This window comes from Bradyrhizobium erythrophlei (assembly GCF_900129425.1).
Lineage (GTDB): Bacteria > Pseudomonadota > Alphaproteobacteria > Rhizobiales > Xanthobacteraceae > Bradyrhizobium > Bradyrhizobium erythrophlei_C.
The window spans coordinates 3947616-3971758 of the sequence record NZ_LT670817.1 but is presented as its reverse complement, the minus strand read 5'-3'; the positions used below and the strand labels follow the sequence as shown (position 1 = coordinate 3971758).

Genomic DNA, 24143 nt, shown 5'->3' with positions numbered 1-24143 from the left:
CTTGCCGAATCCAAATCTGATAAGGCATTTTCGAACATTTCGGATCCTTGAATAATAAGATGTACACCTCTTATTTTTGACGGCGGTTATCCACGAGACATCCAGCGAGGCCGCTGGGAACGCCCCTCTCGTCGCGCTGCTGGCCTCAGTGTCCGCCGACCTGCCGGCTCTTGTAATGCCAGGGCAAGGCGAGCCGCTCGATGACATCGAGCGCGCTGATCAGGGTGACGCCCACCACCGACAGAATGAAAATGGCGGCGAACACGCGCGGCGTATCGAACGACCCTTGCGCCGTCAGGATCACAAAGCCGAGCCCCTTCTGCGACGAAACGAATTCACCGACGATCGCCCCCACCAGCGACAGCGACAGCGCAACCTTGAAGCCGGCGAAGATATGCGGCAGGGCGCAATACATCTTGATGCGCAGCAACACCTTCAGCCGCGAGCCGCGCAACACCTTGGCCAGATCGAGCTGGTCCGGCGGCACCGAGTGCAGGCCGAGCGCGGTATCGATCACGATCGCAAAAATCGCGATCAGGGCGGCGATGGCGATTTTCGGTTCGGCGCCTGTGCCGAACCAGATGATGAACAACGGCGCGATCGCCACCTTGGGAACGCTGTTCAGCGCGACGAACAATGGAAAAAGCAGCCGATCGAGCAGCGGCCACTCAACGATGGCGACGGCGAACGCGACGCCGAGAACGACCGCCAGGGCAAACCCCGCCAGCGCGACGCCGATGGTAAAGACCGTCTGCTCCGCAAACCACCTCGGCTCACCGGCAATCTCACGGATGACAGCCAATGGCGCCGGCAGCAGAACGGGCCTGATGGCGCCGAGATCCGTGGCCATTTCCCAGATCAAAAGGAAGGCGACAGCGCCAAGGAGCGGAATGCCGAAGCGCGCCCAACGGGTGGTCGATTGCATGTGATCTCCTCGCCTTAGCGACGGCGGTTTGCTGCGCATGCCGGACGAGCCGCACGCCGCCTTTATCTCAAGTGTCAGTCGTGGATCAGGCCCATTTTCTCGAACAGGCTGCGAATATGATGGGTGTAGCGAATGAAATCCGGGGTATCGCGCACCGCCAGCTTGCGATCGTCAGGCAGATCGACACGAATGTCCTCGGCGATCCTGCCAGGCCGCGCGCTGAAAACGACGATGCGCGTCGACAGGAAGACGGCCTCCGAAATCGAATGCGTGACGAAACCGACCGTCATGCGCTGCCGTTGCCAGAGGCGATGCAGATCGACGTTCAGCTGATCGCGTGTTAGGGCGTCGAGCGCGCCGAACGGTTCGTCCATCAGCAGCAAGCGCGGCTGTAACAACAGCGAGCGGCAAATCGCGGCGCGCTGGCGCATGCCGCCTGACAACGCGCTGGGATAGACATCCGCGAAATCCTTCAATCCCACCATCGCCAGCAATTCGCGGGCGCGCGGCTCGTAGGCTTTTCGGCCGTAGCCGCCGAAATCCGCCGGCAGCAACGTGTTTTCCAGCACTGAAAACCAGTCGAGCAGTGCATCGCGCTGGAACGCGATGCCGAGCTTTTCCGGCGGTCCGTTGACCGGCGCCTCATCGAGCAGCAACGCTCCCCCGGTCGGACGCTCCAGTCCCGCGAGGCATCGCAGGAAGGTGCTCTTGCCGCAGCCGCTGGGGCCGAGAAGGCTGACGAATTCGCCTTCGGCGATGTCCAGCGTGACGTCCTCGAGCGCAAGCAGGCCCCCGGCGCCGCCATAGCGTTTCTGGACGCCGCGCGCAGAAATCATCGTGCGGCTCGTCTTCGATACTGTGGCCGCACGGGATGCGGGCAACAATGAGGAGACGCGCTCAGTTGCCGCCATCTGCGATCTCTTTCACCAGTTTTTCATCAATGAACTCATTGGTGTAGTAAGCACCCGGCGCCTCCACATGACCCATCAGCTTACCCTGCTGCAGGGTGTCGATCGCTTTCGCCCAATCGGCCTCGGCCATAATTCCCATGGGTTTGCCCGCGGTGGCGGGAGTCGATACCAGCCCGCGAAGGATTTTGATCTGATCGAGCAAGACCTGCGCGTCCAGCTTCGCCTGCGGGCGCGCTTCCATGATCGCCTGAACGCCTTCGGCCTCGTGACCGTTAAGGATGTATTGCCAAGCGCCGGCGGTAACGCTCGCGAATTTGCGGATCTGATCGCGCTTCGCCGCGATCGTCGCCTCGGTCGCGAACAGTCCGAAACTTGGAAACTCCAAGCCGTAATCGGAGAATTTGATGGTCTTGGTCGGACGCTGGCGATCGAAGATCGGCTGCATGAAGGGCGCCGATGAAAAGGCTCCGTCGACGCGGCCGGACATATACAGCGTGCCCTTGTTGGCGGCGTCGACATTGGTCAGTTCCAGATCGTCGCGGGTCAGACCGCCGGCGCTAATGAACCGATCCAGAAACGGCGTTTCAAGCGAACCTGCCGTAAAGGTGAGTTTTTTGCCCTTGAGATCCTTCGGCGAATTGACGCCGGTGTCCTTCCCGATCATCAGCCCGATGTCATTCTGACGAATGAAACCCGCGACCGCTTTCACCTGCAGTCCCTTGGAGCGCGCGATCGCCATGGTGGCGAGCGAGGCGTGGCCCAGATCGTAGTCCCCGTTGCCGACGATCTGCACCGTGGAGACCGAGCCGTTGCCGTCTTCCAGTTGGACGTTGAGGCCCTGCTTGGCGTACCAGCCCTTTTTAACGGCGAGATGGAACGGCACCTGGTCACCCCAGGGAGACCAGTCGAGCCGGACCCGCAGCGTATCGGTTGCGTCGGCGACATTGGAAATCATCGCAGTGACCGTCATTACGGCACTGAAAACAAACGCGCTTGCTCGCATGGGAGGCTCCGTCGGTGAATAATCGGAGCAGACTACCCTCGTACTCCCGAAGGTTTCAACAAAAAAAGGAGATATACTGACTAATAATCGCTCAAATGCACAAACTTCAATGAGCAAAGTGACTGCGATCTATGCGGCTAGCCGCCTAATCTGACCGACGTTTCCGCGTGAAAACGCGGAGCCGGCGACACTGGCTCCGCTCGGTTGCCGGCTACTCGAGCGGACCGAACCGAGCAGCTAAGCGGATCCTGGGACAAACACCATCAGCGCCCGGAGCCGGCCTTCTCATGAGGCTTTTTTCTCGGGCGACGCTCGACATCGAACCCGGATTCGGAAGGAACAGACTGACTGTTGCCATCGATCAACTGGGTCAGCACGGCAAGGAACGCAGGGCGAAACGGCGATGCCAGCGGGGCCAGAATACGCTCCTGGGCGCGCATCATGCCGGCCCTGCCCTGCTCGAGGACGGCTTCGCCTGCAGGCGTGAGAAACGCTATTTTAGAACGCTTATCGTGGACGCTGCGCTCACGCCGCACCAGCCCCCTTTCCGCAAGCCGCTCAAGCACATCCGCCACATTGGTGCGATCGATCCCGACCTCTCGACCGAGGCTCACTTGATCGCTGCCCGGGAAATAATGCAAGGCCGTCAGCAGGCCATACTGGACCGGGGTGATGCCGAACTCGCGGCACTCCTCAACGAAAATGGCCGAGTGAATCTGGTGCAGACGACGGATCAGATAGCCCACTCGCGACCACAGCGGCAATTGTCCGTGGCGGTCCGCTTCGTCAGCCGCAGCCTGCGCCAACTCCTCAATTTCGTTCATCGCATATCTATAAAACGAACTCACCAAGCCCTCAACCTCTCGCGAGAAAATCAGCGTCCCCCGCATTGACGGCTCACTGAAACAAATCTACAAACTCAGTATACATCCTATTCTGCAAATAGCATCTCTCAAAGACGCGGTCGGTATGCGGAAATTCACCTTCTGGATTCTTCCCCAGCTCACCACCCCGATGGCCACCGCCGCCCTCGCTGGTCCTGACGCGATCGGCGTCATCAACGACCTGAGCGGCTGTCCGGCGATCACAGCAGGCAGATGAAACGGTCGCTGTTCTATTCGAGTCCGACCGACATCTGATCACTACGCACATGGAGCACAAGCATTGGCCAACCGTATCCGCAAGATAGCGCTTGAAGAACATTTCATGGCGCCGGGCTTCCAGGATTATTCAAAAGCGTTCACACGTCTGATGAATAATGCCGCGCAGGCGGAACTGGCCGCGAAGCTCGACGATTTCCACGAAGCCCGTATCGCCGACATGGATCGTGCCGGTATCGACATCTGTGTCCTGTCGCCAACCATCCCGAGTGTGCAGGGCGAGACCGATGCGGCGATGGCCGCAAGCCGGGCAATCCAAGCCAATGACTATCTCGCTGGCCAGATCGCGCGCAATCCCACGCGGCTTGCAGGGTTCGCATCGTTGGCCATGCACGATCCGAAGGTGGCAGCGCGCGAACTTGAACGCGCTGTCAAAACGCTCGGCTTCAAGGGCGCGCTGGTGAACGGCCACACGCATGGCACCTATTATGACCTCCCCGCCTATGACGCCCTTTGGGAGACGATGCAGGACCTCGACGTCCCGTTCTATCTCCACCCGATCGATCATTTTCAGGTTCCCCACGCCTACGCCGATCGCCCGGAATTGGCTGGCGCCATCTGGGGCTGGGGGGTGGAAGCGGCATCACATGCTCTGCGTCTGCTGTTCAGCGGCGTGTTCGACCGCTTTCCCGGACTGAAGATTATCCTTGGCCATATGGGCGAAGGACTGCCGATGCTGCTCTGGCGGTTCGACAGCCGCTTCGCCGTCTATTCACAGGGCGTGACATTATGGTTGCGGCCATCCGAATATTTCGGCCGCAATATCGTCATCACGACCTCAGGCGTCTGCTCGCACGCCGCGCTCGCATGCTCGCTCGCCGAGATGGGTGAACAGGCGGTCATGTTCTCGGTCGATTACCCCTACGAATCCAGCACGATCGCGGCAGATTTCATCGAGACCGCACCGATTTCGGATGCTGTTCGAGCGCTCGTGTGCTCCGGCAACGCCGCACGCCTGCTCAAGATCGCCCAGCAGTAACTGCGAGAGTCATTATGTCGAGGCCCTATCGCATCGGACAGATCGTCCCCAGTTCCAACACCACGATGGAAACTGAAATTCCGGCCATGCTGACGGCACGTCAGTTGGTACGTCCTGAGCGTTTCACCTTTCATTCCAGCCGCATGCGCATGAAAACGGTGAAGAAAGATGAACTGGCGGCGATGGACGCCGAGTCCGACCGCTGCGCGCTGGAACTGAGCGACGCGAGGGTCGATGTGCTGGGCTACGCCTGCCTCGTCGCCATCATGTCGATGGGGCACGGCTATCATCGCGCCTCCGAAGCGCGGCTGCGGACGCGCACCAAAGACAACGGGGCCGAGGCGTCGGTCGTCACCAGCGCCGGCGCGCTGGTCGATGCGCTCAAAGTAATTGGCGCCAGGCGCATCTGCCTGGTCGCGCCCTACATGAAGCCGCTGACGGAGCTGGTTGTCGATTACATCCGCAACGAAGGTTACGAGGTGGCGGAATGGCGGGCGCTGGAGATCCCCGACAATGTTGCCGTCGGCCAGCACGATCCGGCGCGGCTCCCGGCCATCGTCGCCGGGATGAACACCCGCGATGTCGACGCGGTCGTACTTTCAGCCTGCGTGCAGATGCCGTCGCTGCCGGTGGTGCCAAGAGTGGAGGCGATGACAGGCAAGCCCGTCGTCACCGCTGCGGTCGCCACCACTTACGCCATGCTGAATGCGCTCGAACTCGAGCCGGTGGTGCCGGGCGCGGGTGCGCTGCTGTCCGGCGCCTACTCACCCGCATTGAAGGCGTCGTGACAGGGATGCGAACACTATGAGCAATTTTTTGTACGGCGCCAATATCCGGGCCAATTCCATCCGCCAGCATTACTTACGTTATGGCGGCGCGCGTACCGGCCGCGACCCGATCATTCTGCTTCCAGGCATCACCAGCCCAGCGATCACATGGGGTTTTGTCGGCGAGCGGCTCGGCTCTGCCTTCGATGTTTATATTCTCGATGTTCGCGGACGTGGTCTGTCGGAGGCTGCGGCCGATCTTGACTACAGCCTGGATGCACAGGCGCAGGATGCGATCGCTTTCGCCGGCGCGCTCGGTTTGCAGAATTATGCCATTGTCGGGCATTCCATGGGCGCACGGATCGCCATTCGCGCCGCGCTCAGCCGTCCCCCCGGCCTGACGCGCGTCGTATTGGTCGACCCGCCGGTATCGGGTCCCGGACGGCGGCCCTACCCGGCTAATCTAGCCTGGTACATCGACTCGATGGCGCTTGCGCGCCAGGGCGCCGGCATCGACGCCATGCGTGGCTTCTGTCCGACTTGGACGGACGAGCAATTGCGGCTGCGCGCGGAATGGCTGCACAGCTGCGACGAGCGCGCGGTGCTGGCAAGCTTTGACGGTTTTCATACCGACGATATTCACGCTGACCTGCCGCACGTCACCGTTCCGGCGCGTCTCATCCTGGCCGCGCGCGGCGATGTCGTCACCGATGCCGACGTCGCCGAGATCGAAGCGCTGCGCCCCGGTATCGAGGTCACGCGCGTTGCGGATGCGGGTCACATGATCCCCTGGGACAACGAGCCCGGTTTCTATCGCGCGTTCGAGGCGTTTCTCGGCGCGCGCGTCGATTGAACCCGTTCATTCAAAGGAGACGACGATGGCTGTCAGCGATTACGATCTCATTCAGGCGTGGAAGCAGGTTCTCACATTGTCGAAACTGGAGCGCGGCCAGTTCGTTACGGTATTGACGAGCGCATCGACGCATCCGCAAACCTTGGCGTGCGCCCTCCTGGCCGCCACCGACCTGGGCGCCATCGTCAACCGTCTCGATCTGCCGCCGATCAACGGCGAAAAAGCGATCAGCCGCGACGCCCTCGCCTATTTCGGCACCACGCCGCTGACCGGAAACCATGCCGCCATCGCCGCCCTTAAGGCGAGCGATCTTGTGCTCGACTTGATGACGCTGCTGTTCTCGCCGGAACAGCATGAGATTCTAGCGTCGGGTACCAAGATCCTGCTGGCGGTCGAGCCGCCGGAGGTGCTGGCGCGCATGGTGCCCACCTTGGACGACAAGAAGCGGGTGATGGCCGCCGCCGAAAAGCTCGGAAAGGCGAAGGAAATGCATGTCACTTCGGACGCCGGCACCGACGTGCGCTTTGCGCTCGGACAGTTTCCGGCGATCAGCGAATACGGCTTTGTCGATGAGCCCGGCCGCTGGGATCACTGGCCCAGTGGTTTTGCGCTGACGTGGGCCAACGAAGGGGAAGCGGAAGGTACGATCGTGCTCGAGCGCGGCGATATCCTGCTGCCGATGAAATCCTACGTTCGGGATCGCGTGCATTTCAAGATCGAGAAAGGCTTCTGCACCAGCATCGAAGGCGGGTTCGATGCGGACATTCTCTCCGAATATATGGCCACCTTCAACGATCCGGACGCCTACGCCATGTCGCATATCGGCTGGGGACTGCAGCCGCGCGCCCATTGGTCGACCATGGCGATGTACGACCGCGAAGCTACCGTCGGCATGGACCCGCGCGCCTTCGAAGGCAATTTTCTGTTCTCGTTCGGGCCGAACAACGAGGCGGGCGGCAGCCGGACCACTGCCTGTCACATCGATATTCCGATGCGCAATTGCACGGTCGCCCTCGACAGCGTCGAAGTGGTTCGGCGTGGACAGGTGCTCGACGGTTACGGACCCAAACACAGGCTCAAGCCGGCAGCGCGCCGTGCATAACGACGCGGACACGTATCAGCAGCAGGGATTCGGCGCGGCGCTCAATTTGCACGCGCCTTACGGGTTGCTTATCGTCGATTTCGTCAACGGTTTTGCCGATCCCGCCATTTTCGGCGGCGGCAATATTCCGGCGGCGATCGAGAACAGCACGGGACTGCTGGCTCATGCGCGGCAGCAACGATGGGCGATCGCTCACAGCCGCATCGTCTTCGCCGACGATGGCTCGGACAACAATATCTTTTCGCTCAAGGTTCCGGGCATGCTGACGCTGACAGAGCATGCGGCTGCCAGCGCCATCGTCCCGCAACTCGCCCCACTGCCCGGCGAACTGGTGGTGCGCAAGCAGGTGCCGTCCGCCTTCTTTGGCACCGGCCTCGCCGCTTGGCTGACTCAGCGCGCCGTCCAGACATTGGTTGTCGCGGGTGCCGTCACCAGCGGCTGCGTGCGGGCCAGCGTCGTCGACGCCATGTCGCTCGGCTTTCGTCCACTCGTCGTCTCCGACTGCGTCGGCGATCGCGCGATAGGCCCGCATGAGGCGAGCCTGTTCGATATGGAACAGAAATATGCAGCGGTTACGGCGTTGCGCGAAACACTTTGTACGACAACAAACCGCTCCACCTCACCCGCGAACGTTAGCTAGAGCCTCTGTCGCTGAAGAGCGAACAAGCGCAACTTTCTGGTATCCTCCGGCGGGAGTCCGCTTCGCGCCAAAAGCAACCGTTTGCGGTCGTGCGAAACAAAAAATGGCCTTGAGAGCCTCACGTTGAAAACGCTCCAGCCGGGATTTTCACAAGAACGGCAGGAAGATATCGGGTCGCTTGGGAAGCAGCCGCCGGAAATAGCGCCGTCCTTCATCCGAAATGGTATTGCTGCCGGCAAAGAAATCGTCAGGCATATGGCGTGTTTTGCCAGCCACGCGATCGAGTGGCACGATCAGAGGTTCAACGCGGTCGCGGTCATAATGCAGCACCACTGAGCCGCTGCCAGTCAGCGCGCTTTGCGCCGCAAATGCGCCGGCGGCGAAAGCCTCCTTGCGGTCGGTTTCGTCTATCACGCCGATATATCCGCGCGGCAGATAGCCCAGCGTATCGACACGCGCCCTTGCCTTGGGAAAACGCGATTTCAGCGCTTTCTGGATCTCGATGCCGAGATCGCCGCTCGTTAATTGCAGATTGCCATGGGCGTCGCGCTGGACCGCCTCGCCTGCCAGCACCTCGGCGAGAGGCCGGCCAGCTTCACCTTGCACTCCCTCGGACATCGAGACGATGCAGCGGCCCAGGCGCGCATAAACGGCATCGACCTCGTCGAGAAATTGGACAACCGAGAACGGCTTTTCCGGCGTGTAGATCAGATGGGGAGCATCGTCGGGCGATTGCTGCCAGCCAGCGGCGGCGGCGGAGAGGAAGCCGGCATGGCGGCCCATGACGATGGCCACATAGATGCCGGGCATGGCGCGAAAATCGAGATCCATGCTGACAAAGGCATTGGCAACGAAGGCGGCGGCCGAGATAAAGCCCGGGACGTGATCGTTCTCCACCAGGTCGTTGTCGATGGTCTTGGGAGCGTGCACGAAATGGCAGGGGCCGCTTGACTGTTGACGCAGCAGTTCCAGCGTTCCGGCGGTGTCATTGCCGCCAATGTAGACGAAGGCACGGGCGTCGAGCCGCTCCAGCGCCGATAGGATATCGGCGCATCCGCCGGAATCCGGTTTGTCGCGCGTCGAGCCGAGCGCCGAATTGGGCGTGTTGCCGAGGCGGTGGAGTTGGGCCTCGGGGATGGTGGTCAGGTCGACGACGTTGCCTTCCGTGAGGCCTCGCACACCATAGCGCGCGCCGAGAATGCGGAGGGACGGATCATGCCTGCGCGCGGCAAGGATGGCGCCACACAGCGTCTGATTGATCACGGCAGTGGGGCCGCCGCCCTGGCCGATGACGATCGATGGCATGGATCCTCCACGGACGTATGTCTTGCTATGCCGCCCATGGATTGTGAGAGACAATTGAAGCGAAGATTGGCCGATCCGCAAATGGCCCTTCGGATCGATGTCTTACTGACCGACTTCCTGCATCTGGTCAGCAGAAAGGCCGCTCTCGGTCATCGCCAGATGATCGCAATCTCCACCTTGGCGAAAGTCCCGCGGACGGCCCGCAGGCCGTTTCGCCCTCGCCATGATCCACGATCTCAATGCGTCAGCGGTTACGCGCTCGGTCCGACGGGCGTCAGATTTCGATCGGGCGAGATGCCCGGGACTCCGAATTTACTTAAAGTTGACTCCGAGGGTTATTTAAGTATCGTATTGAGATAATTGATTTTTTGTCTACCCAGACTCATAATTCGCTTTAGGGCACGAGCGCCGGGTCAGACCGCGCCCCTGCCGGCTTCCGAGTAAATCTACCCAGCAGAAACAAGCCTGCAAAAATCGCGGCGATTCCTCCGAGGTGATACCAGGCCAATTGTTCACCCAGCCAAAGAACCGAGAACGCCGCAGAGAACAGCGGGCTGAGGTACAGGAACGCGGCCGCCCGTGCCGGCCCAAGCGTGGCGACTCCATAGAGATAGAACAGGTTGCCCAGCATGGTCGGGGCCAGCCCGACATAGGCGGTCGCCGCGAGTGCAAATCCGAGGTCAGCCTCGTTCCAGACCAGCCATGGTCCGCCGGTGGCGAGGCAGACCACATAGGCCGGCAGCATCACGACGATCAGCCCCGACCAGCCTGTCACCACCATCAGCGGCAACGGCGCGATGACGCGCGTCCAGTCGCGAACGCGGATCGTGAACCAGGCGAACGAAATCGCCGCCAGCAGCGACCATAAATTGCCGAGGCTGAAACGAAACTCGGTCAGAGCCTGGGGTTGGCCTTTACTGATAATGAGAAGGGTACCGGCAAAGGCGAGGGCAATGCCCCCTTTCATCCCCGCGGTGAGATGCCCTCCTCCCATCCATCGTCCCAGCACCAGCACCCAGACCGGCGTCGTGGCATTGATGAACCCGACTTCGATGGCGAGACTTTGATAGGCGCCGCCAAGCAGCAGATAGGAAAACACACCGACGCCGACCGCCCCACCCACGACCAGCCCTCCGAGTCGAGAACGGATCGTCGGCCAGGCCTGCCGCAGCGCCGGCAGCGCGAAGATGGTCAGAATGACCGCTGCGGGCAGCCAGCGCCAGAATACCAACGCCGGCAGCGGCACGGCATCGCGCGCCGCACGTGCCACGACGTGATTGCTGCCCCACAACGCTGCGGTGGCGATCAACGCCAGCGTTCCCTGCGAACCCGAGCCGGCCTTCATCCGCGTTCGGCCGATCGTTCGTGGCGAGCGCGCTGCGAGACATGCCACGGCAAAAGCAGCCGCTCGGGGTAGTCGACCGGAAAGAACAGCACGGTGCAGCCGCACCGGGAACTGTCAAGGCGACTTTTCATGCGTGGCTGCCTCCCGTCAGAATGAGGAAGTGGATTCGGGGAAATTGCGGGATCGGGGCCAATCGCGCTGTCGCGGGGCCATGACGGGATTCGAAGGCGCGAGGGCTTTTGCGGCTCAGGATCGAAGCTAGGGCCAGATCGCGTTCAGGATCTCGGCCAGCCGCGCGCCGCCTTTGGCCAGTTGCTTGCGCTTGATCGCATCCTGGGCGCGCAGATACGCGTCGTGATCGCTGAAGCTGACGGTCCATTGATTGCCTGGCTGGGTTTCGCTGAGTTCGAAAGTCAAACCCGCGAAGGCATCATGCGCAACGACGAGCGTGTCCGAAGCCCAGGCCGCCGGCCAATCTTCGATACGGCCCTGGCTCGCCGGCACCGACCTCGCATCCGCCAGCAACTCCCTGGTCGCGGCCTCGCCGATATCGGTCGGGATGTCGTCCCATTCGTGGTGCAGGTTGACGTTCTGATCCTGGATAAGGTTGCCGCCGGCGGTCTCGGTCGCGGCATCGACCTTGTGGGCCACGTCGGGATCGACGAGCTTGCCGTTGGCATCGAGATAGACCGAGCCAACATGCAAGGGCTGATGCAGGTCACCCACGAAATGGGCGAGCAGGAACAGCGCCTCCCGCTTGTCCTTGATCGAGAACGGTGGCGGCGCGGGCTTATCGGTTAACACGGCGATCGCGGCGCCGATCGCCGCCACCAGGTCGTGATCGCTGGTGCCCTGAAGGCTCCGGTCGTAGCTATCTCGCTGAATAGCGATGTCCTCGAAGTGGAACGTGTTGTGACACCCACGCTCAAAGCCGTCCGGCGTGTACGAGCAGGTGAACCAGTTCCGTCTTGCGTAGTCCACCATCCGCGCCCGCTCCTCGGTCGAGCTGAAGCGCGTGCACGGCACTTCGAAATCCAGATGGTTGGGGTCTACTTCGTAGTGAAAGGTGCCGTCGTCATGACGGAACACGCTCTTCACACAGTCGGGCCATGGCGCCACGGTCGGCAGCTTGAAACCGTTGCCGAGGATCTGCTCAACCTGCTGTTTCGCATTCGGCTTCAGCAGGTGGTCAGCGATGGAGCCGACCACCTTGTGACCCTGGTACCCCCAGGCCGACGAGGCGGTCGGATAAAGCAGATACAACAAGCACTGCAGCCCAAGAACCACTCTCAACATGAAAACTCCGCTGCGTCTGTGAAGCCTGGCGTCGCCCAAACTGCTCGCTTCGGTTGCATGTGTCAACGAAGCTCGTCCGCAACCCCGCTCGCTCAACTCGGCTCTTTCCGCTTTGGGCCTAGCGCCCCCTGAAGCGCGGCTTGCGCCGGCCGAGAAACGCCGCGACGCCCTCCTTGTGGTCTTCGGTCAGGCTCGCCAGCGCGAACTGGTCGACGTCCATGTGACTTGCGAGGTCGTCGAGCGCGTGCGCCAGCCGATTGACGGTCAGCTTGGTCATGGCGACCGACAGCGGCGGCTGCGCCGCTACCTTGGCGGCGAAGGCCATCGCGGCGTCGAGAGCCCCGCCGGGATCGACCACCTCCTCCACCAGCCCCCACTGTTGTGCCTCGGTGGCCGAGATGCGCTGGTCGGCCAGGATCACCGCCTGCTTGGTCCGGGCCGGTCCCATCAAATGCAGCATGCGCGGAATGCTCTGCCAGCTCATGTTCATGCCGAGACCAATCTCGGGCACCCGCAGATGCGCATCGCGGCCGATGATGCGAAAGTCCAGCGCTACCGCCAGCGCGACGCCACCGCCGATGCAAAATCCTTCGATGGCGCCAATGGTAATCTGGTCCATCTCCTGCCAGGCGCGGGTCAGCCGCGGCCCCAGTTTCAGGTGCCGGCGCAGCGAGCCGATATCCATGGTGCGGCGCGACCGGCCCTCCGCGTCTTTCAGATCGAAACCGGCGCTGAACGCCTTGGCGCCGCCGGTCAGCACCACCACGGAGGTTTCGCCGTCGTCCTCGAAGCTGCGCGCTGCATCGGTGAGCTGACGCAGCGCTTCGGGGGACAGCGCGTTGATGCCGTCGCCACGGTCGAACCGCACCACGGCGATACGGCCCTCCGGGCCGAGACCCCTGTCGATTGTGACAAAATCCGCCATCCGCGCCTTCCCTGCCCGCTATTTTTCACCAAACGATAGCGCACAAACGTCCCTGCGACATCAACTGTGATTTCAGGCCAGCACTCGTTGCCGGGGCGATGCCTCGACATCGACAGAATTTCGCCTATCCTCACCTCATGACCGGCCATGACCACGATCATCATCACGAGCACGACCATTCGGAATTGTCCGAGACCGAACTGCGGGTGCGCGCGCTCGAGACCATTCTGACCGAGAAGGGCTACGTCGATCCGGCCGCGCTCGATCTGTTGATCGAAACCTACGAGACCAAGGTCGGACCGCGCAACGGCGCCCGCGTCGTGGCCCGCGCTTGGGCCGATCCCGAATACCGCGCCCGTCTGCTCAAGGACGCCACGCCGGCGATCTCGGAACTCGGCTATGCCGGACGGCAGGGCGAGCACATCGTGGCCGTCGAGAACACCCCCACTCTCCACAACATGGTCGTGTGCACCCTTTGCTCCTGTTATCCTTGGCCCGTGCTCGGCCTGCCGCCGGTCTGGTACAAATCCGCGCCCTATCGCTCCAAGGCCGTGAAGGATCCGCGCGGCGTACTTAGGGATTTCGGCTTCGAACTGCCCGAGGGCACGAATATTCGCGTCTGGGATTCGACCGCGGAAATCCGCTATCTGGTGCTGCCGATGCGCCCGGCCGGCGCCGAAGGCTGGAGCGAGGAACACCTTGCCGACCTCGTCACCCGCGACAGCATGATCGGCACGGGATTGCCGAAGCATCCGCGCGAGGTGGCCTGATGGATGGCGCGCACGACATGGGCGGCGTGAAGTGGTCGGGTCCGGTACAGCCGGAACCTGACGAGCCGATGTTTCACGCGCAATGGGAACGGCGCGCATTCGCGCTGACGCTGGCGATGGCGATGCCCGGCGGCTGGAACATCGATATGTCGCGGTTCGCCCGCGAGGATCGTCCGCCCGCGGAATATTTGAGCAAAAGCTATTACCAGATCTGGCTCGCGGGTCTCGAACGGCTGATGCTGGAGCGTGCCCTGATCGCATCGGACGAGATCGAAGCCGGAAAGCCGCTGCATCCAACAAAGCCGGTGGCAAAAACGCTGACGCCTGATGGTGTCGCCGCCATGCTGCATCGGGGCGGACCGACCGAGCGCGCCGCCACCGGCGCGGCTCTGTTCGCCGCGGGCGACCGTGTTCGCGCCAGGATGATCCATCCGCCGACCCATACCCGGTTGCCGCACTATGTGCGCGGGCACAGCGGCGTCGTCGACCGTGTGCTGGGCTGTCATGTCTTTCCCGACAGCAACGCCACGGGCGCCGGCGAAAATCCGCAGTGGCTTTACACGGTGACGTTTGATGGCCGCGAGTTATGGGGTGAGGCGTCCGACCCGAACCTGAAGGTTTCGGTCGACGCTTGGGAACCCTATCTGGAGCCGGTCTGATGCAGCGGAATCCGCACGCCGCTGCTGAGGCAATGAGCGCGGTCCCCGGCATGCCCCACGATGCCGACGGGCCGGTGTTCCGCGAACCCTGGGAAGCGCAGGCCTTTGCGATGGCGCTGGCGCTGCATGCGTACGGGCTGTTCACCTGGAACGAATGGGCCGCGGCCCTTGCCGATGAAATCAAGCGCGCACAAGCCAACGGCGATCCCGACGGCGGCGAGACCTATTACCGGCATTGGCTGGCAACCCTGGAACGGCTGATCGCGGCGAAAGGAGTCGCAAGCGTCGATACACTCCATCGCTACCGGGATGCCTGGGACCGCGCCGCCGAACGCACGCCGCATGGCTCGCCGATCGAATTGAAGCCGGAGGATTTTGACTGAACGGCCCGCGCGAATTGGCGTTCCTCGCATGCTGCGCAGCGCGCCGCACCAGCGGCGTGGCGCGCTGCTGGTCCGGAGTCCATCTTCCACCCGTGCTACCGGCCTCTGCGGAGCAGCGTGAAGCACGCCGCACCGCGTCCGGGACACGAATGGTGCGACCTCAGCGCCCCGCGTATTCCCGCCAACCCGTCGCGCGCAGTGCGCAGGCCGGACACTCACCGCAGCCATAGCCCCACTCATGCCGCGCGCCGCGTTCGCCGAGATAGCAGGTGTGGGAGTGTTCGCGGATCAGGTCGACCAGCCCTGCCCCGCCGAGTTCATTTGCCAGCCTCCATGTGCTGGCCTTGTCGAGCCACATCAGCGGCGTATGCAATTCGAATTGTGTGTTCATGCCGAGATTGAGCGCTGTCTGCAACGCCCGGATGGTCTGGTCGCGGCAGTCCGGATAGCCGGAATAATCGGTCTCGCACATACCGCCGATGATGTGACGGATGCCGCGTCGGTAGGCCAGCGCGGCCGCAAACGTCAGAAACACCAGGTTGCGGCCGGGCACGAAAGTGTTGGGCAAGCCGTCCTCGCCCATCGCAATCGCCACATCGCGCGTCAGCGCGGTGTCGGAAATCGTGGCCAGAGTGGGAATCTCCAGGGTGTGGCCCTCGCCAAGCTTTGCTGCCCAATCCGCGCGCAATGATTTGATGCCGTCAAGCAGGCGGTCGCGGCAGGAGAGCTCGATGGCGTGACGCTGACCGTAGTTGAAGCCGAGCATTTCGACACGCGCAAAGCGCTGCAGCGCCCAGGCGAGGCAAGTGGCCGAGTCTTGTCCGCCGGAGAACAGTACCAACGCGGTTTCGGATTCGAATGGATCGCTCATAGGGTGCCCTTAGCACCCCAAGACGTTCCCGCCAATCGGTGGAAAGCGCAGTTGTTTCACTGGGATCGACGCCCGTCTTGCGGCATACAAGCCCGGTCTTCTCTGGATCAGGTGCACGATGACCCCTTCCCGCGATATCTCACGCCTGCTCGAAATCATGGCGGCACTGCGAACGCCCGGCAGCGGTTGTCCTTGGGACCTCGAACAGAATTTCGCGACCATCGCGCCCTACACCATCGAGGAAGCCTATGAGGTCACCGACGCCATCGCCCGCGGCGACCTCGACGATCTCTGCGACGAACTCGGCGATCTCCTGCTGCAGGTGGTGTTTCATGCCCGCATGGCCGAAGAGCAGAATGCGTTCGCGTTCGGCGACGTGGTGGAGGCGATCTCGCGCAAGATGATCCGGCGGCATCCGCATGTGTTTGCCGACAAGGACGGCCGCCTGACCCCGTCGCACGTCAAGGACGCATGGGATCGCATCAAGGCTGAAGAGAAAGCCGAACGGGCGGCGCGGCGGCAGCCGGAAGAGGCGACGCACAAGTCACTGTTGTCGAGCGTAAAGACGGGGCAGCCGGCCCTGACGCGGGCGATGGAATTACAGCGCAAGGCTTCAAAGGTCGGCTTCGACTGGAACGATCCGCGCGCGGTACTGCACAAGATTCGCGAGGAGGCCGACGAGATAGAGGCCGCACTGGACCGCGGCGATGAGAAAGAACTCGCGGACGAAACCGGCGATCTCCTGTTCGCGCTGGTCAATCTGGCGCGGCATGTCGGCGCCGACCCGGAGTTGGCGCTACGCGGCACCAACGCCAAATTCGAACGCCGCTTTGGCTACATCGAGAGCGCACTGGAGACGCAGGGGCGTTCGCTTGAAAGCGCCTCGCTCGCCGAGATGGACGCGCTCTGGAATGAGGCGAAGGAAACGGAGTGAAGTGGCCAACCCGCCATTGCGAGCGTAGCGAAGCAATCCATGGATCAACAAGGCAGAATGGATTGCTTCTTCGCTTGCGCCAGTCGCAATGGCAAATTCTTCGGCGGCGCTGTAGTCACACCGCGTGCGGCACGGCATCAAAGCGGTTGACCACGATATCGCGTTTTGTCTCGTCGACCCGCACGGTCATGTCGAACCGCCCGTCGTGAAATTCCTTGTTGAGGATTTCCGAATTGCGATGCAGCCAGCTGATGCCGGCGCCGTCGGCGGCGTCGATCGACAGGTCCAGCGTCATCCGCGTCGCCGCCAGCCGGTCTTCGATCGCGGCGAGTAGCGCGTCGACCCCCTCGCCGGTTTCGGCGGAGACCAGGAAACAGGGGCGCTCCGACGGCCGGCGCGCGGCGATGTTGCGCAGGTTTTCGCGCTGTTCCGGATCGAAGCGGTCGATCTTGTTCCAGATTTCGAGAATGCGCATGCCGGCATCCGGATCGATCCCGAGCTGACGCAGCACGGTATCGACGTCGCGCTGCTGCGCGTCGGCGTCTTCATGCGAGATGTCGCGGACGTGGAGAATGACGTCGGCCTCCAGCACCTCCTCCAGCGTCGCACGAAACGCCGCAACCAGTTGCGTCGGTAGATTGGAGATGAATCCCACGGTGTCCGACAGCATCGCCTTGCCGCCATGCGGCAGGCTGAGCGCGCGCAAGGTTGGATCGAGCGTTGCGAACAGCATGTCGGCGGCCTGTACATCGGCGCGGGTCAGGCGGTTGAACAGCGTCGATTTTCCGGCGTTGGTGTAGCCGACCAGCGCTACCACCCGATACGGCACCCGCTGCCGGCCGGCGCGATGCAGCCGCCGCGTCGCCTGGACTTTCTTGATCTCGTTCTCAAGCCGAATGATGCGCTCGCCGATCAGGCGGCGGTCGGCCTCGATCTGGGTCTCGCCCGGACCGCCCATGAACCCGAAGCCGCCGCGTTGGCGCTCCAGATGGGTCCACGATCGTACCAGGCGGCTGCGCTGATAATTGAGGTGCGCAAGTTCGACCTGGAGCGCGCCTTCCTTGGTCTTGGCCCTGCGGCCGAAGATTTCGAGGATCAGCCCGGTGCGGTCGAGAACTTTTGTGTTCCAGGCCTTCTCGAGGTTGCGCTGCTGGATCGGCGACAAAGCGCAATCCATCACCACGAGTTCGATCTCGTGCCCGGTGATGAGCCCGACGATCTCCTCGACCTTGCCCTTGCCGAGATAGGTCGCAGGGCGGATCTGACTGACCGGGGCGATCAACGCCTCCGCGATCGTCAGGTCGATGGCGCGCGCCAGGCCTGCCGCTTCCTCAAGCCGCGCCTCGGAATTGCGGATGGCATGATGGTCCGTTTGCGCATCGGGGTCGCCGCGGCGCATACGCAAATAAGGGCCGATGACGATCACCCGCCCGGTTGCTTTTTCCCCTGCCGACCGCGGACGGTCGGCATCCCCTTCCAGATTTCGGGGTTCCAATCAGATCACTTTCAAGCCGGCGCGTCCTCGCCGCCTTCGAACAGCTGGATCGGAGCGCCCGGCATGATGGTCGAGATCGCGTGCTTGTAGACAAGCTGCGAATGACCGTCGCGCCGGAGCAGCAGGCAGAAATTGTCGAACCAGGTGACAATCCCCTGCAGCTTCACCCCATTGACCAGAAAGATCGTCAGTGGCGTTTTGGTTTTGCGAACATGATTAAGGAAGGTGTCTTGTAGATTTTGTGCGCGGTCTGCCGCCATTGTTTTTGTCCCGCCGTCTTGTTGGATTCTTTTTATTGCACCAGGCGCAGCCCTCTTGTGGAGCCTCCCCCGGTTGCCGGCTTTCCCCTGAGATCCCCCTCCGGGAGCGCGGCGGAAGGATTAGAAGGCAGGCGCGGTTTTTAGGCAAGCTAGTTCGCGCATCGGCCCCGGGAAACACGGCCGAAATTGCCCGTAAAAATGCGGAAAGAGATGAATTTTCTCAAGCAAATGCATGGAATGAAGGACGTGAATCCGCATTCAGCCGACCCCCAGCGCCTTGAGCTTGCGATGCAGGGCCGAACGTTCCATGCCGACGAATTCCGCCGTGCGAGAAATATTACCGGAGAATCGGCTGATCTGGGCGATCAAATAGTCCCGCTCGAACACTTCCCGCGCCTCGCGCAGCGGCAGGCCCATGATGTGCTCGCCATTGTTGCTGGTCGGCATCGCCGGCACCATCGAGCCGACATCCTGAGGTAGCATATCGGCTGTGATGATGATTTCCGGACCGCCGCCCGCCAGGATCATGACGCGCTCGACATTGTTGCGAAGCTGCCGGACGTTTCCGGGCCAAACGTGCGACTGCAAGACTGCCATCGCATCCTGGCCGATCTGACGTTTCGGCAAGCCGGTCGCGACCGAGATCTGATCCATGAAATAATCGATCAGTTCAGGAATGTCCTCGCGGCGCTCTGACAGCGGCGGCACGCGGATCGGCACCACCGACAGCCGGTGATAGAGATCCTCGCGGAACCGGCCTTCCGCGATCTCCTCTTCCAGATTGCGCGCGGTCGAGGAGATGATGCGAACGTCGACATTGACCTTGGTGGTGCCGCCTGAGCGCTGGAACGTCTGATCGACCAGCACCCGCAGGATTTTGTTCTGGGTTTCGCGCGGCATATCGCCGATTTCGTCGATGAACAGGGTGCCGCCATGGGCCTCCTCCAGCGCGCCCGCCTTGCGTTGGTGCTCGCCATTGGACTGTTCGATACCGAACAGTTCGACTTCCATGCGCTCCGGGGTAATGGCCGCGGCGTTGATGACGACGAACGGTCCCTCGGCCCGGCCTGATGCGTTGTGCAGCGTGCGCGCCGCCAATTCCTTGCCGGCGCCCGACGGGCCGACGATCAGGATTCGGCTGTTGGCCTTGGCGGCCCGCTCGATGGTCTGGCGCAACTGATTCATGCAGGCGGAACGTCCGGTCAGGACACTGGCTGCCGGGGCGAGTTGCTTGAGTTCCTTCACCTCGCGCTTCAGCCGCGAGGTCTCGAGCGCCCGCGTCGCCACCAGAATCAGGCGGTCGGACTTGAAGGGCTTTTCGATAAAGTCGTAGGCGCCGCGCTTGATCGCCGCGACCGCGGTTTCGATATTGCCGTGCCCGGAAATCATCACCACCGGCAGATCGGCGTGGTCGCGCTTGATCTGCTCCAGCAACTGCAGCCCGTCGAGCTTGCTGCCCTGCAGCCAGATGTCGAGAAACACCAGATGCGGGCGGCGATTCGCAATTTCCGCCAGCGCCGAATCGCTGTCGCGTGCGGTCCGGGTGGTGAACCCCTCGTCGTCAAGAATGCCCGCAACGAGGTCACGAATATCGGCTTCGTCATCGACAATCAGAATGTCATTCGCCATGGGTCACGCCTGTCTTGTCAGCTGCCGGTCGCGGCTTTGATCTTTGTTTCATTATTGGTCGTTTCTGCCGGCCCGATGGTTTCGGAGGCCGGTGGATTTGTTTCGGGCGCGGGCTCTTTCGCTTCGGCCTTCGGTGCGTGGCCGGACATGGCAAAGCGCAACCGCATCCAGGCTCCACGTTGGCCCGGCCGGATATCCGCGGCGTCGTTGAGTTCGATCCGGCCGCCGTGGTCCTCCAAAACGCGGCCGACGATCGCAAGGCCGAGGCCGGTGCCCTTTTCGCGAGTCGTGACATAGGGTTCGAGCAGACGCGCCCGGCTCACCTTGGGCAGCCCGATTCCGTTGTCGATGACGTCGATCACGATGTCATCTTTTTCGCGCGCGGCGATGACATCAATACGACCCTTGCCCAGTTGCTCCGCCGGGACGGCTTCGATGGCCTCCGTCGCATTCTTGATGATGTTGGTCAATGCCTGCGAGATCAGCCGCCGGTCGAACTGCGCCCGCATCGGCTCTTCCTTGATCTCGGCTTCGATGTCGATGTCGGGTTGTCCGACCCGCATCAGGAAGACGGCCTGCCGCACGGTGTCAGCGACGTCCTCGCCTTCGATCACGGGCTTCGGCATCCGCGCAAAGCGCGAGAATTCATCGACCATTCGCCTGATATCATCGACCTGCCGTACGATCGTGTCGGTGCATTGCTCGAATATGGCTTTGTCCTCGGTGATGACCTTGCCGAATTTGCGGCGGATGCGTTCGGCCGAAAGCTGGATCGGCGTCAGCGGATTCTTGATTTCGTGGGCGATGCGGCGGGCGACGTCGGCCCACGCCGAGGTGCGCTGCGCGGAAACCAGTTCGGTAATATCATCAAGCGTGATGATGTAGCTGTCGCGCGACTGGCTGGTCTGTTCGGCGCTGACACGGACCGAAAGATTGCGCTCATGGCCGTCGCGGGTGATGCTGATCTGGCCCTGTACCAGCCGCTGGGTACCCTCGCGGGCGGATTTCATCATCTCATCGAGTTCGGGCAGCACGTCCGACAGCGGATGATCGAGCGTCTCGGATTCTGCGTGGCCGATGAGTTTTTCGGCCGAGCGATTGAGAATACCGACGCTTCCGGAGGCATCGACGCCGATAATGCCGGCGCTCGCCGACGACAATACCGCCTCGATGAAGCGGCGGCGGCTGTCGATCACGTCGCTGGCACTGACCAGTTCGTCGCGCTGGGTTCGCAACTCCTGCGTCATCTTGTTGAAGGTTTCGCCGAGCTGCGCGAGATCGCCTTCGGAGCGGTGCACCGGCACCTGCACATGCAGGTCGCCGGTCGAGACGATGTTGGCCGCACTCATCAGCCGCCGTATAGGGGCGACCAGCCAATTGGCGAAATTCAACCCGATCAGAACCGAAGCCATCAAAATGGTCAGCGCGATCACGGCGAACATCAGCGCGAACGACACCTGCATGGCCAATCGGCGCGATTCGATTTCAGCATATTCGGCAACGCTGGCCTGGGTTTGGTTGACCAGTGCGACCACGCGCGGATCGAGCAGACGGGCCACGTAGAGGAAGGTGTTGTCGAAGGCGCGCAGCCGGATAACGGCTGCGACATAATTTTCTTCGGGGATCACCGCGATCTGTGGTTCGTTTTCGTTGACGTCGTTCAGGGTTTCCGGCGCCGGCGGCGCGAAGGCCTGTTTGATGCCGGTTTGTGCCGTCTCCAGAATATTGCGATTCTTGTCGATCAGCATGGCCCCCGGCAGATTGCGCGAAGCGGCGCTTGCGGTCAGCAGATCACGAAACGTTCCGCGATCCTGGTCGAACAACGGCCGGGCGTGGGCGATATCGTTCGCCATTCCCAGAATGTCGCCGCGAATCAGTTCCGCGTGCTCGTACAGATACGCATTGGCCACAATCTGCGAGTTCTGGATCACCTCACGCGTCGGACCTGAAAACAGCCGGTCAAGCCCGCGATCGATGGTCACGTTGGCAACGATCGCCACCAGCACCGCCGGCAGCACAGCAATGACGGAGAACAGGCTGACGATCTGGACGTGCAGCCTCGCCGCCGCCCGGCCGCGGCGGCGGGCCTGAACCATCTGCCAGACTTCGCGGATGATGATGCCGACCAGCACGAGGATGGTCGCGCCGTTGATAAGCATGAAGGAAACGACAACGTCGCGTGTCGGTGCGATCGGCGTCAGGCCGGTGAGCACGACGAAGGTGAGGAAGGCCGACAGCAGCGCCAGGCCGACCGCGAACGGCGCCAGCCACCGCAGGGTCCCCCCCTTGGATTCGGCAAACGACGGATCGAACGATGCGGCCGAGGTGTCTGCGCTGGTCATTCCGGCAATGGGTGAGCTGAAGCCAATTAGCCGCCCGGCCGCATGGCCGGTCGACAGAGTGATGCATTCATATCACAATGTTGCCGAATTACGACAATTCCGCGGCGCCGCTTGGCGCCAAAATGCGTATCCCCAGTGACTTATCCGCCGCTCCGGTAAACCTGAATATCCAGATCGCGGATCTTTTTGCGCAGCGTGTTGCGGTTGAGGCCGAGAAGATCGGCGGCGCGGATTTGATTGCCCCGTGTCGCCGCCAATGCCGCCGTCAGCAGCGGCACTTCGATTTCCTTGAGGATTCGGTGGTAGAGCCCCGGCGGCGGCACGCCGTTGGGGAAGCCGGAAAAATGTGAGGACAGGTAGGCTTCGACGGCACCCCCGAGATTGTCGACGCCGTGCTGAACGCTGCCGCCGGATGTCACGGCTGGGGGCGCCAGTTCGCCGTCGATGACCGAGCCGGTGATCACGTCCTGGGGATACAGCGCCGCGAGCCGGCGCGCGAGGTTTTCCAGTTCGCGGACATTGCCCGGCCAGCGATGCTGCTTCAGGCGCTCCAGCGCCAGCGCATCGAGCTTCTTCGGCGGCAATCCGTCCTTTTCGGCCAGCGCAAAGAAGTGGCGGATCAGGTCGGGGAGGTCCTCGATCCGCTCGCGCAGCGGGGGAAGACGCAACGGTACCACGTTGAGGCGGAAGAACAAATCCTCACGGAATAGGCCCTGCTGAATCAGGATCCGCAGGTCCTTGTTGCTCGCAGCGACGATGCGCACGTCGGTCTTGATCGGCGTACGACCGCCGACGGTGGTGTATTCGCCCTGTTGAAGTACCCTGAGCAGACGGGTCTGGGCCTCCATCGGCATGTCGCCGATTTCGTCGAGAAACAGCGTGCCGCCCTCGGCCTGCTCAAACCGGCCCGAAGCGCGGGTGTTGGCGCCGGTGAAGGCGCCGCGTTCGTGGCCGAACAGTTCGGATTCGATGAGATCGCGCGGGATGGCCGCCATGTTGACGGCGACGAACGGACCGTTGCGCCGCTTACCGTAGTCGTGCAGCGCGCGCGCGACCAGTTCCTTGCCGGTACCGGACTCGCCGGAGATCATCACCGTGAGATCGGTCTGCATCAGGCGGGCCAGCACCCGGTAGATTTCCTGCATCGCCGGTGACCTACCGACCAGCGGAATAGAATCGAACTCGGATTCGTCGGTGTGGTTAGCCACCCGCTCCTTCGGCTCCGCCAGCGCGCGACCGACGATGGCGATCAGTTCCTTCAGGTCGAACGGCTTCGGCAGATATTCATATGCGCCGCGTTCGGAGGCGCGGATCGCGGTCATGAAGGTGTTCTGCGCGCTCATCACGATGACCGGGAGATTCGGCCGCATCTTCTTGATTCGCGGCAACAGGTCGAAGGCGTTCTCGTCGGGCATCACCACGTCAGTGATGACCAGATCGCCCTCACCCTGGCTGACCCAGCGCCACAGCGTCGCCGCGTTCCCGGTCAGCCGGACCTCGTATCCGGCACGCGAGAGCGCCTGGTTCAGAACGGTGCGGATCGCCGTATCGTCGTCGGCGACAAGTATACTACCTGCGGGCATCGCTAT

General features: G+C 62.4%; 25 protein-coding genes. 10 read left to right on the top strand and 15 right to left on the bottom strand.

Annotation, left to right across the window (positions count from 1 at the left end; genetic code table 11):
* Positions 1-145: 145 nt before the first annotated feature.
* The 4 genes from B5527_RS18885 to B5527_RS18870 form a co-directional block, all read right to left on the bottom strand.
* On the bottom strand, positions 146-925 hold the full coding sequence (locus B5527_RS18885) for an ABC transporter permease (RefSeq protein ID WP_079602874.1): 780 nt from the start codon (positions 923-925) through the stop codon (positions 146-148).
* Between the two features lie 74 nt (positions 926-999).
* Entirely contained in the window at positions 1000-1761 is a 762-nt protein-coding gene (locus tag B5527_RS18880) for an ABC transporter ATP-binding protein (protein ID WP_154072359.1), read from the bottom strand.
* A gap of 61 nt (positions 1762-1822) precedes the next feature.
* A complete protein-coding gene (locus B5527_RS18875) occupies positions 1823-2839 on the bottom strand; it encodes an ABC transporter substrate-binding protein (RefSeq protein ID WP_079602872.1) in 1017 nt (338 codons plus the stop codon).
* Between the two features lie 263 nt (positions 2840-3102).
* Positions 3103-3663, bottom strand: a complete 561-nt coding sequence (locus B5527_RS18870; protein ID WP_172842592.1) for a MarR family winged helix-turn-helix transcriptional regulator — start codon at positions 3661-3663, stop codon at positions 3103-3105.
* A gap of 145 nt (positions 3664-3808) precedes the next feature.
* Between B5527_RS18870 and B5527_RS47130 the strand changes: the two genes are divergently transcribed.
* The 6 genes from B5527_RS47130 to B5527_RS18850 all read left to right on the top strand — a co-directional run bounded on the left by B5527_RS47130 (position 3809) and on the right by B5527_RS18850 (position 8340).
* The gene (locus B5527_RS47130; RefSeq protein ID WP_276329338.1) at positions 3809-3940 is read left to right on the top strand and encodes a hypothetical protein; all 132 of its coding nucleotides are present in this window, start codon (positions 3809-3811) and stop codon (positions 3938-3940) included.
* A gap of 105 nt (positions 3941-4045) precedes the next feature.
* Entirely contained in the window at positions 4046-4978 is a 933-nt protein-coding gene (locus tag B5527_RS18865) for an amidohydrolase family protein (RefSeq protein WP_079607372.1), read from the top strand.
* Between the two features lie 14 nt (positions 4979-4992).
* On the top strand, positions 4993-5766 hold the full coding sequence (locus B5527_RS18860) for a maleate cis-trans isomerase family protein (protein ID WP_079602871.1): 774 nt from the start codon (positions 4993-4995) through the stop codon (positions 5764-5766).
* Positions 5767-5782: 16 nt separating this feature from the next.
* The gene (locus B5527_RS18855) at positions 5783-6598 is read left to right on the top strand and encodes an alpha/beta fold hydrolase (RefSeq protein ID WP_079602870.1); all 816 of its coding nucleotides are present in this window, start codon (positions 5783-5785) and stop codon (positions 6596-6598) included.
* A 25-nt stretch (positions 6599-6623) separates the two neighbouring features.
* Positions 6624-7700: a 2,5-dihydroxypyridine 5,6-dioxygenase gene (locus tag B5527_RS44150; protein WP_154072358.1), complete on the top strand. Its 1077-nt coding sequence runs from the start codon at positions 6624-6626 to the stop codon at positions 7698-7700.
* On the top strand, positions 7693-8340 hold the full coding sequence (locus B5527_RS18850) for an isochorismatase family protein (protein ID WP_154072357.1): 648 nt from the start codon (positions 7693-7695) through the stop codon (positions 8338-8340). Before B5527_RS44150 ends, B5527_RS18850 begins: the two co-directional genes overlap by 8 nt.
* A gap of 147 nt (positions 8341-8487) precedes the next feature.
* Here the strand turns inward: B5527_RS18850 and B5527_RS18845 are convergent, their stop codons facing one another.
* The 5 genes from B5527_RS18845 to B5527_RS18830 form a co-directional block, all read right to left on the bottom strand.
* On the bottom strand, positions 8488-9645 hold the full coding sequence (locus tag B5527_RS18845; protein WP_079602869.1) for a diphosphate--fructose-6-phosphate 1-phosphotransferase: 1158 nt from the start codon (positions 9643-9645) through the stop codon (positions 8488-8490).
* A 394-nt stretch (positions 9646-10039) separates the two neighbouring features.
* Complete coding sequence (locus B5527_RS18840) at positions 10040-10990, bottom strand: DMT family transporter (protein WP_079602868.1); 951 nt, start codon at positions 10988-10990, stop codon at positions 10040-10042.
* Positions 10987-11121 (bottom strand): hypothetical protein, encoded by a 135-nt coding sequence (locus tag B5527_RS47125; RefSeq protein WP_276329337.1) that lies wholly within the window; start codon positions 11119-11121, stop codon positions 10987-10989. Before B5527_RS47125 ends, B5527_RS18840 begins: the two co-directional genes overlap by 4 nt.
* Before the next feature lie 127 nt (positions 11122-11248).
* Positions 11249-12253, bottom strand: coding sequence for a S1/P1 nuclease (locus tag B5527_RS18835; RefSeq protein WP_172842591.1), 1005 nt, complete (start codon positions 12251-12253; stop codon positions 11249-11251).
* A gap of 151 nt (positions 12254-12404) precedes the next feature.
* Positions 12405-13211 carry an enoyl-CoA hydratase/isomerase family protein gene (locus B5527_RS18830; RefSeq protein WP_079602866.1) on the bottom strand — a complete coding sequence of 269 codons (807 nt, stop codon included), beginning with the start codon at positions 13209-13211 and terminating at the stop codon, positions 12405-12407.
* A 137-nt stretch (positions 13212-13348) separates the two neighbouring features.
* On the opposite strand from B5527_RS18830, the gene nthA reads away from it, so the two are divergent.
* From nthA to B5527_RS18815, 3 genes are read left to right on the top strand one after another with little or no spacing between them, the layout of a single operon-like run.
* Positions 13349-13981, top strand: a complete 633-nt coding sequence (nthA, locus tag B5527_RS18825) for a nitrile hydratase subunit alpha (protein ID WP_154072880.1) — start codon at positions 13349-13351, stop codon at positions 13979-13981.
* On the top strand, positions 13981-14640 hold the full coding sequence (nthB, locus tag B5527_RS18820; RefSeq protein ID WP_079602864.1) for a nitrile hydratase subunit beta: 660 nt from the start codon (positions 13981-13983) through the stop codon (positions 14638-14640). The genes nthA and nthB overlap by 1 nt, the downstream gene beginning before the upstream one ends.
* Entirely contained in the window at positions 14640-15023 is a 384-nt protein-coding gene (locus B5527_RS18815; RefSeq protein ID WP_079602863.1) for a nitrile hydratase accessory protein, read from the top strand. Before nthB ends, B5527_RS18815 begins: the two co-directional genes overlap by 1 nt.
* 160 nt (positions 15024-15183) lie before the next feature.
* Here the strand turns inward: B5527_RS18815 and queC are convergent, their stop codons facing one another.
* The gene (gene queC, locus B5527_RS18810; protein WP_079602862.1) at positions 15184-15894 is read right to left on the bottom strand and encodes a 7-cyano-7-deazaguanine synthase QueC; all 711 of its coding nucleotides are present in this window, start codon (positions 15892-15894) and stop codon (positions 15184-15186) included.
* A gap of 118 nt (positions 15895-16012) precedes the next feature.
* Between queC and mazG the strand changes: the two genes are divergently transcribed.
* Positions 16013-16828, top strand: a complete 816-nt coding sequence (gene mazG, locus B5527_RS18805; protein ID WP_079602861.1) for a nucleoside triphosphate pyrophosphohydrolase — start codon at positions 16013-16015, stop codon at positions 16826-16828.
* 115 nt (positions 16829-16943) lie between these two features.
* On the opposite strand, the gene hflX is transcribed toward mazG, so the two are convergent.
* The 5 genes from hflX to ntrC all read right to left on the bottom strand — a co-directional run bounded on the left by hflX (position 16944) and on the right by ntrC (position 24137).
* A complete protein-coding gene (gene hflX / locus B5527_RS18800) occupies positions 16944-18323 on the bottom strand; it encodes a GTPase HflX (RefSeq protein WP_079602860.1) in 1380 nt (459 codons plus the stop codon).
* An 11-nt stretch (positions 18324-18334) separates the two neighbouring features.
* Positions 18335-18583, bottom strand: a complete 249-nt coding sequence (hfq, locus tag B5527_RS18795) for an RNA chaperone Hfq (RefSeq protein ID WP_006020546.1) — start codon at positions 18581-18583, stop codon at positions 18335-18337.
* A 258-nt stretch (positions 18584-18841) separates the two neighbouring features.
* Positions 18842-20212, bottom strand: a complete 1371-nt coding sequence (locus B5527_RS18790; RefSeq protein ID WP_079602859.1) for a sigma-54-dependent transcriptional regulator — start codon at positions 20210-20212, stop codon at positions 18842-18844.
* A 17-nt stretch (positions 20213-20229) separates the two neighbouring features.
* On the bottom strand, positions 20230-22554 hold the full coding sequence (locus B5527_RS18785; RefSeq protein WP_079602858.1) for a sensor histidine kinase NtrY-like: 2325 nt from the start codon (positions 22552-22554) through the stop codon (positions 20230-20232).
* A 140-nt stretch (positions 22555-22694) separates the two neighbouring features.
* Positions 22695-24137, bottom strand: coding sequence for a nitrogen regulation protein NR(I) (gene ntrC, locus B5527_RS18780; protein ID WP_079602857.1), 1443 nt, complete (start codon positions 24135-24137; stop codon positions 22695-22697).
* Positions 24138-24143 lie beyond the last annotated feature (6 nt).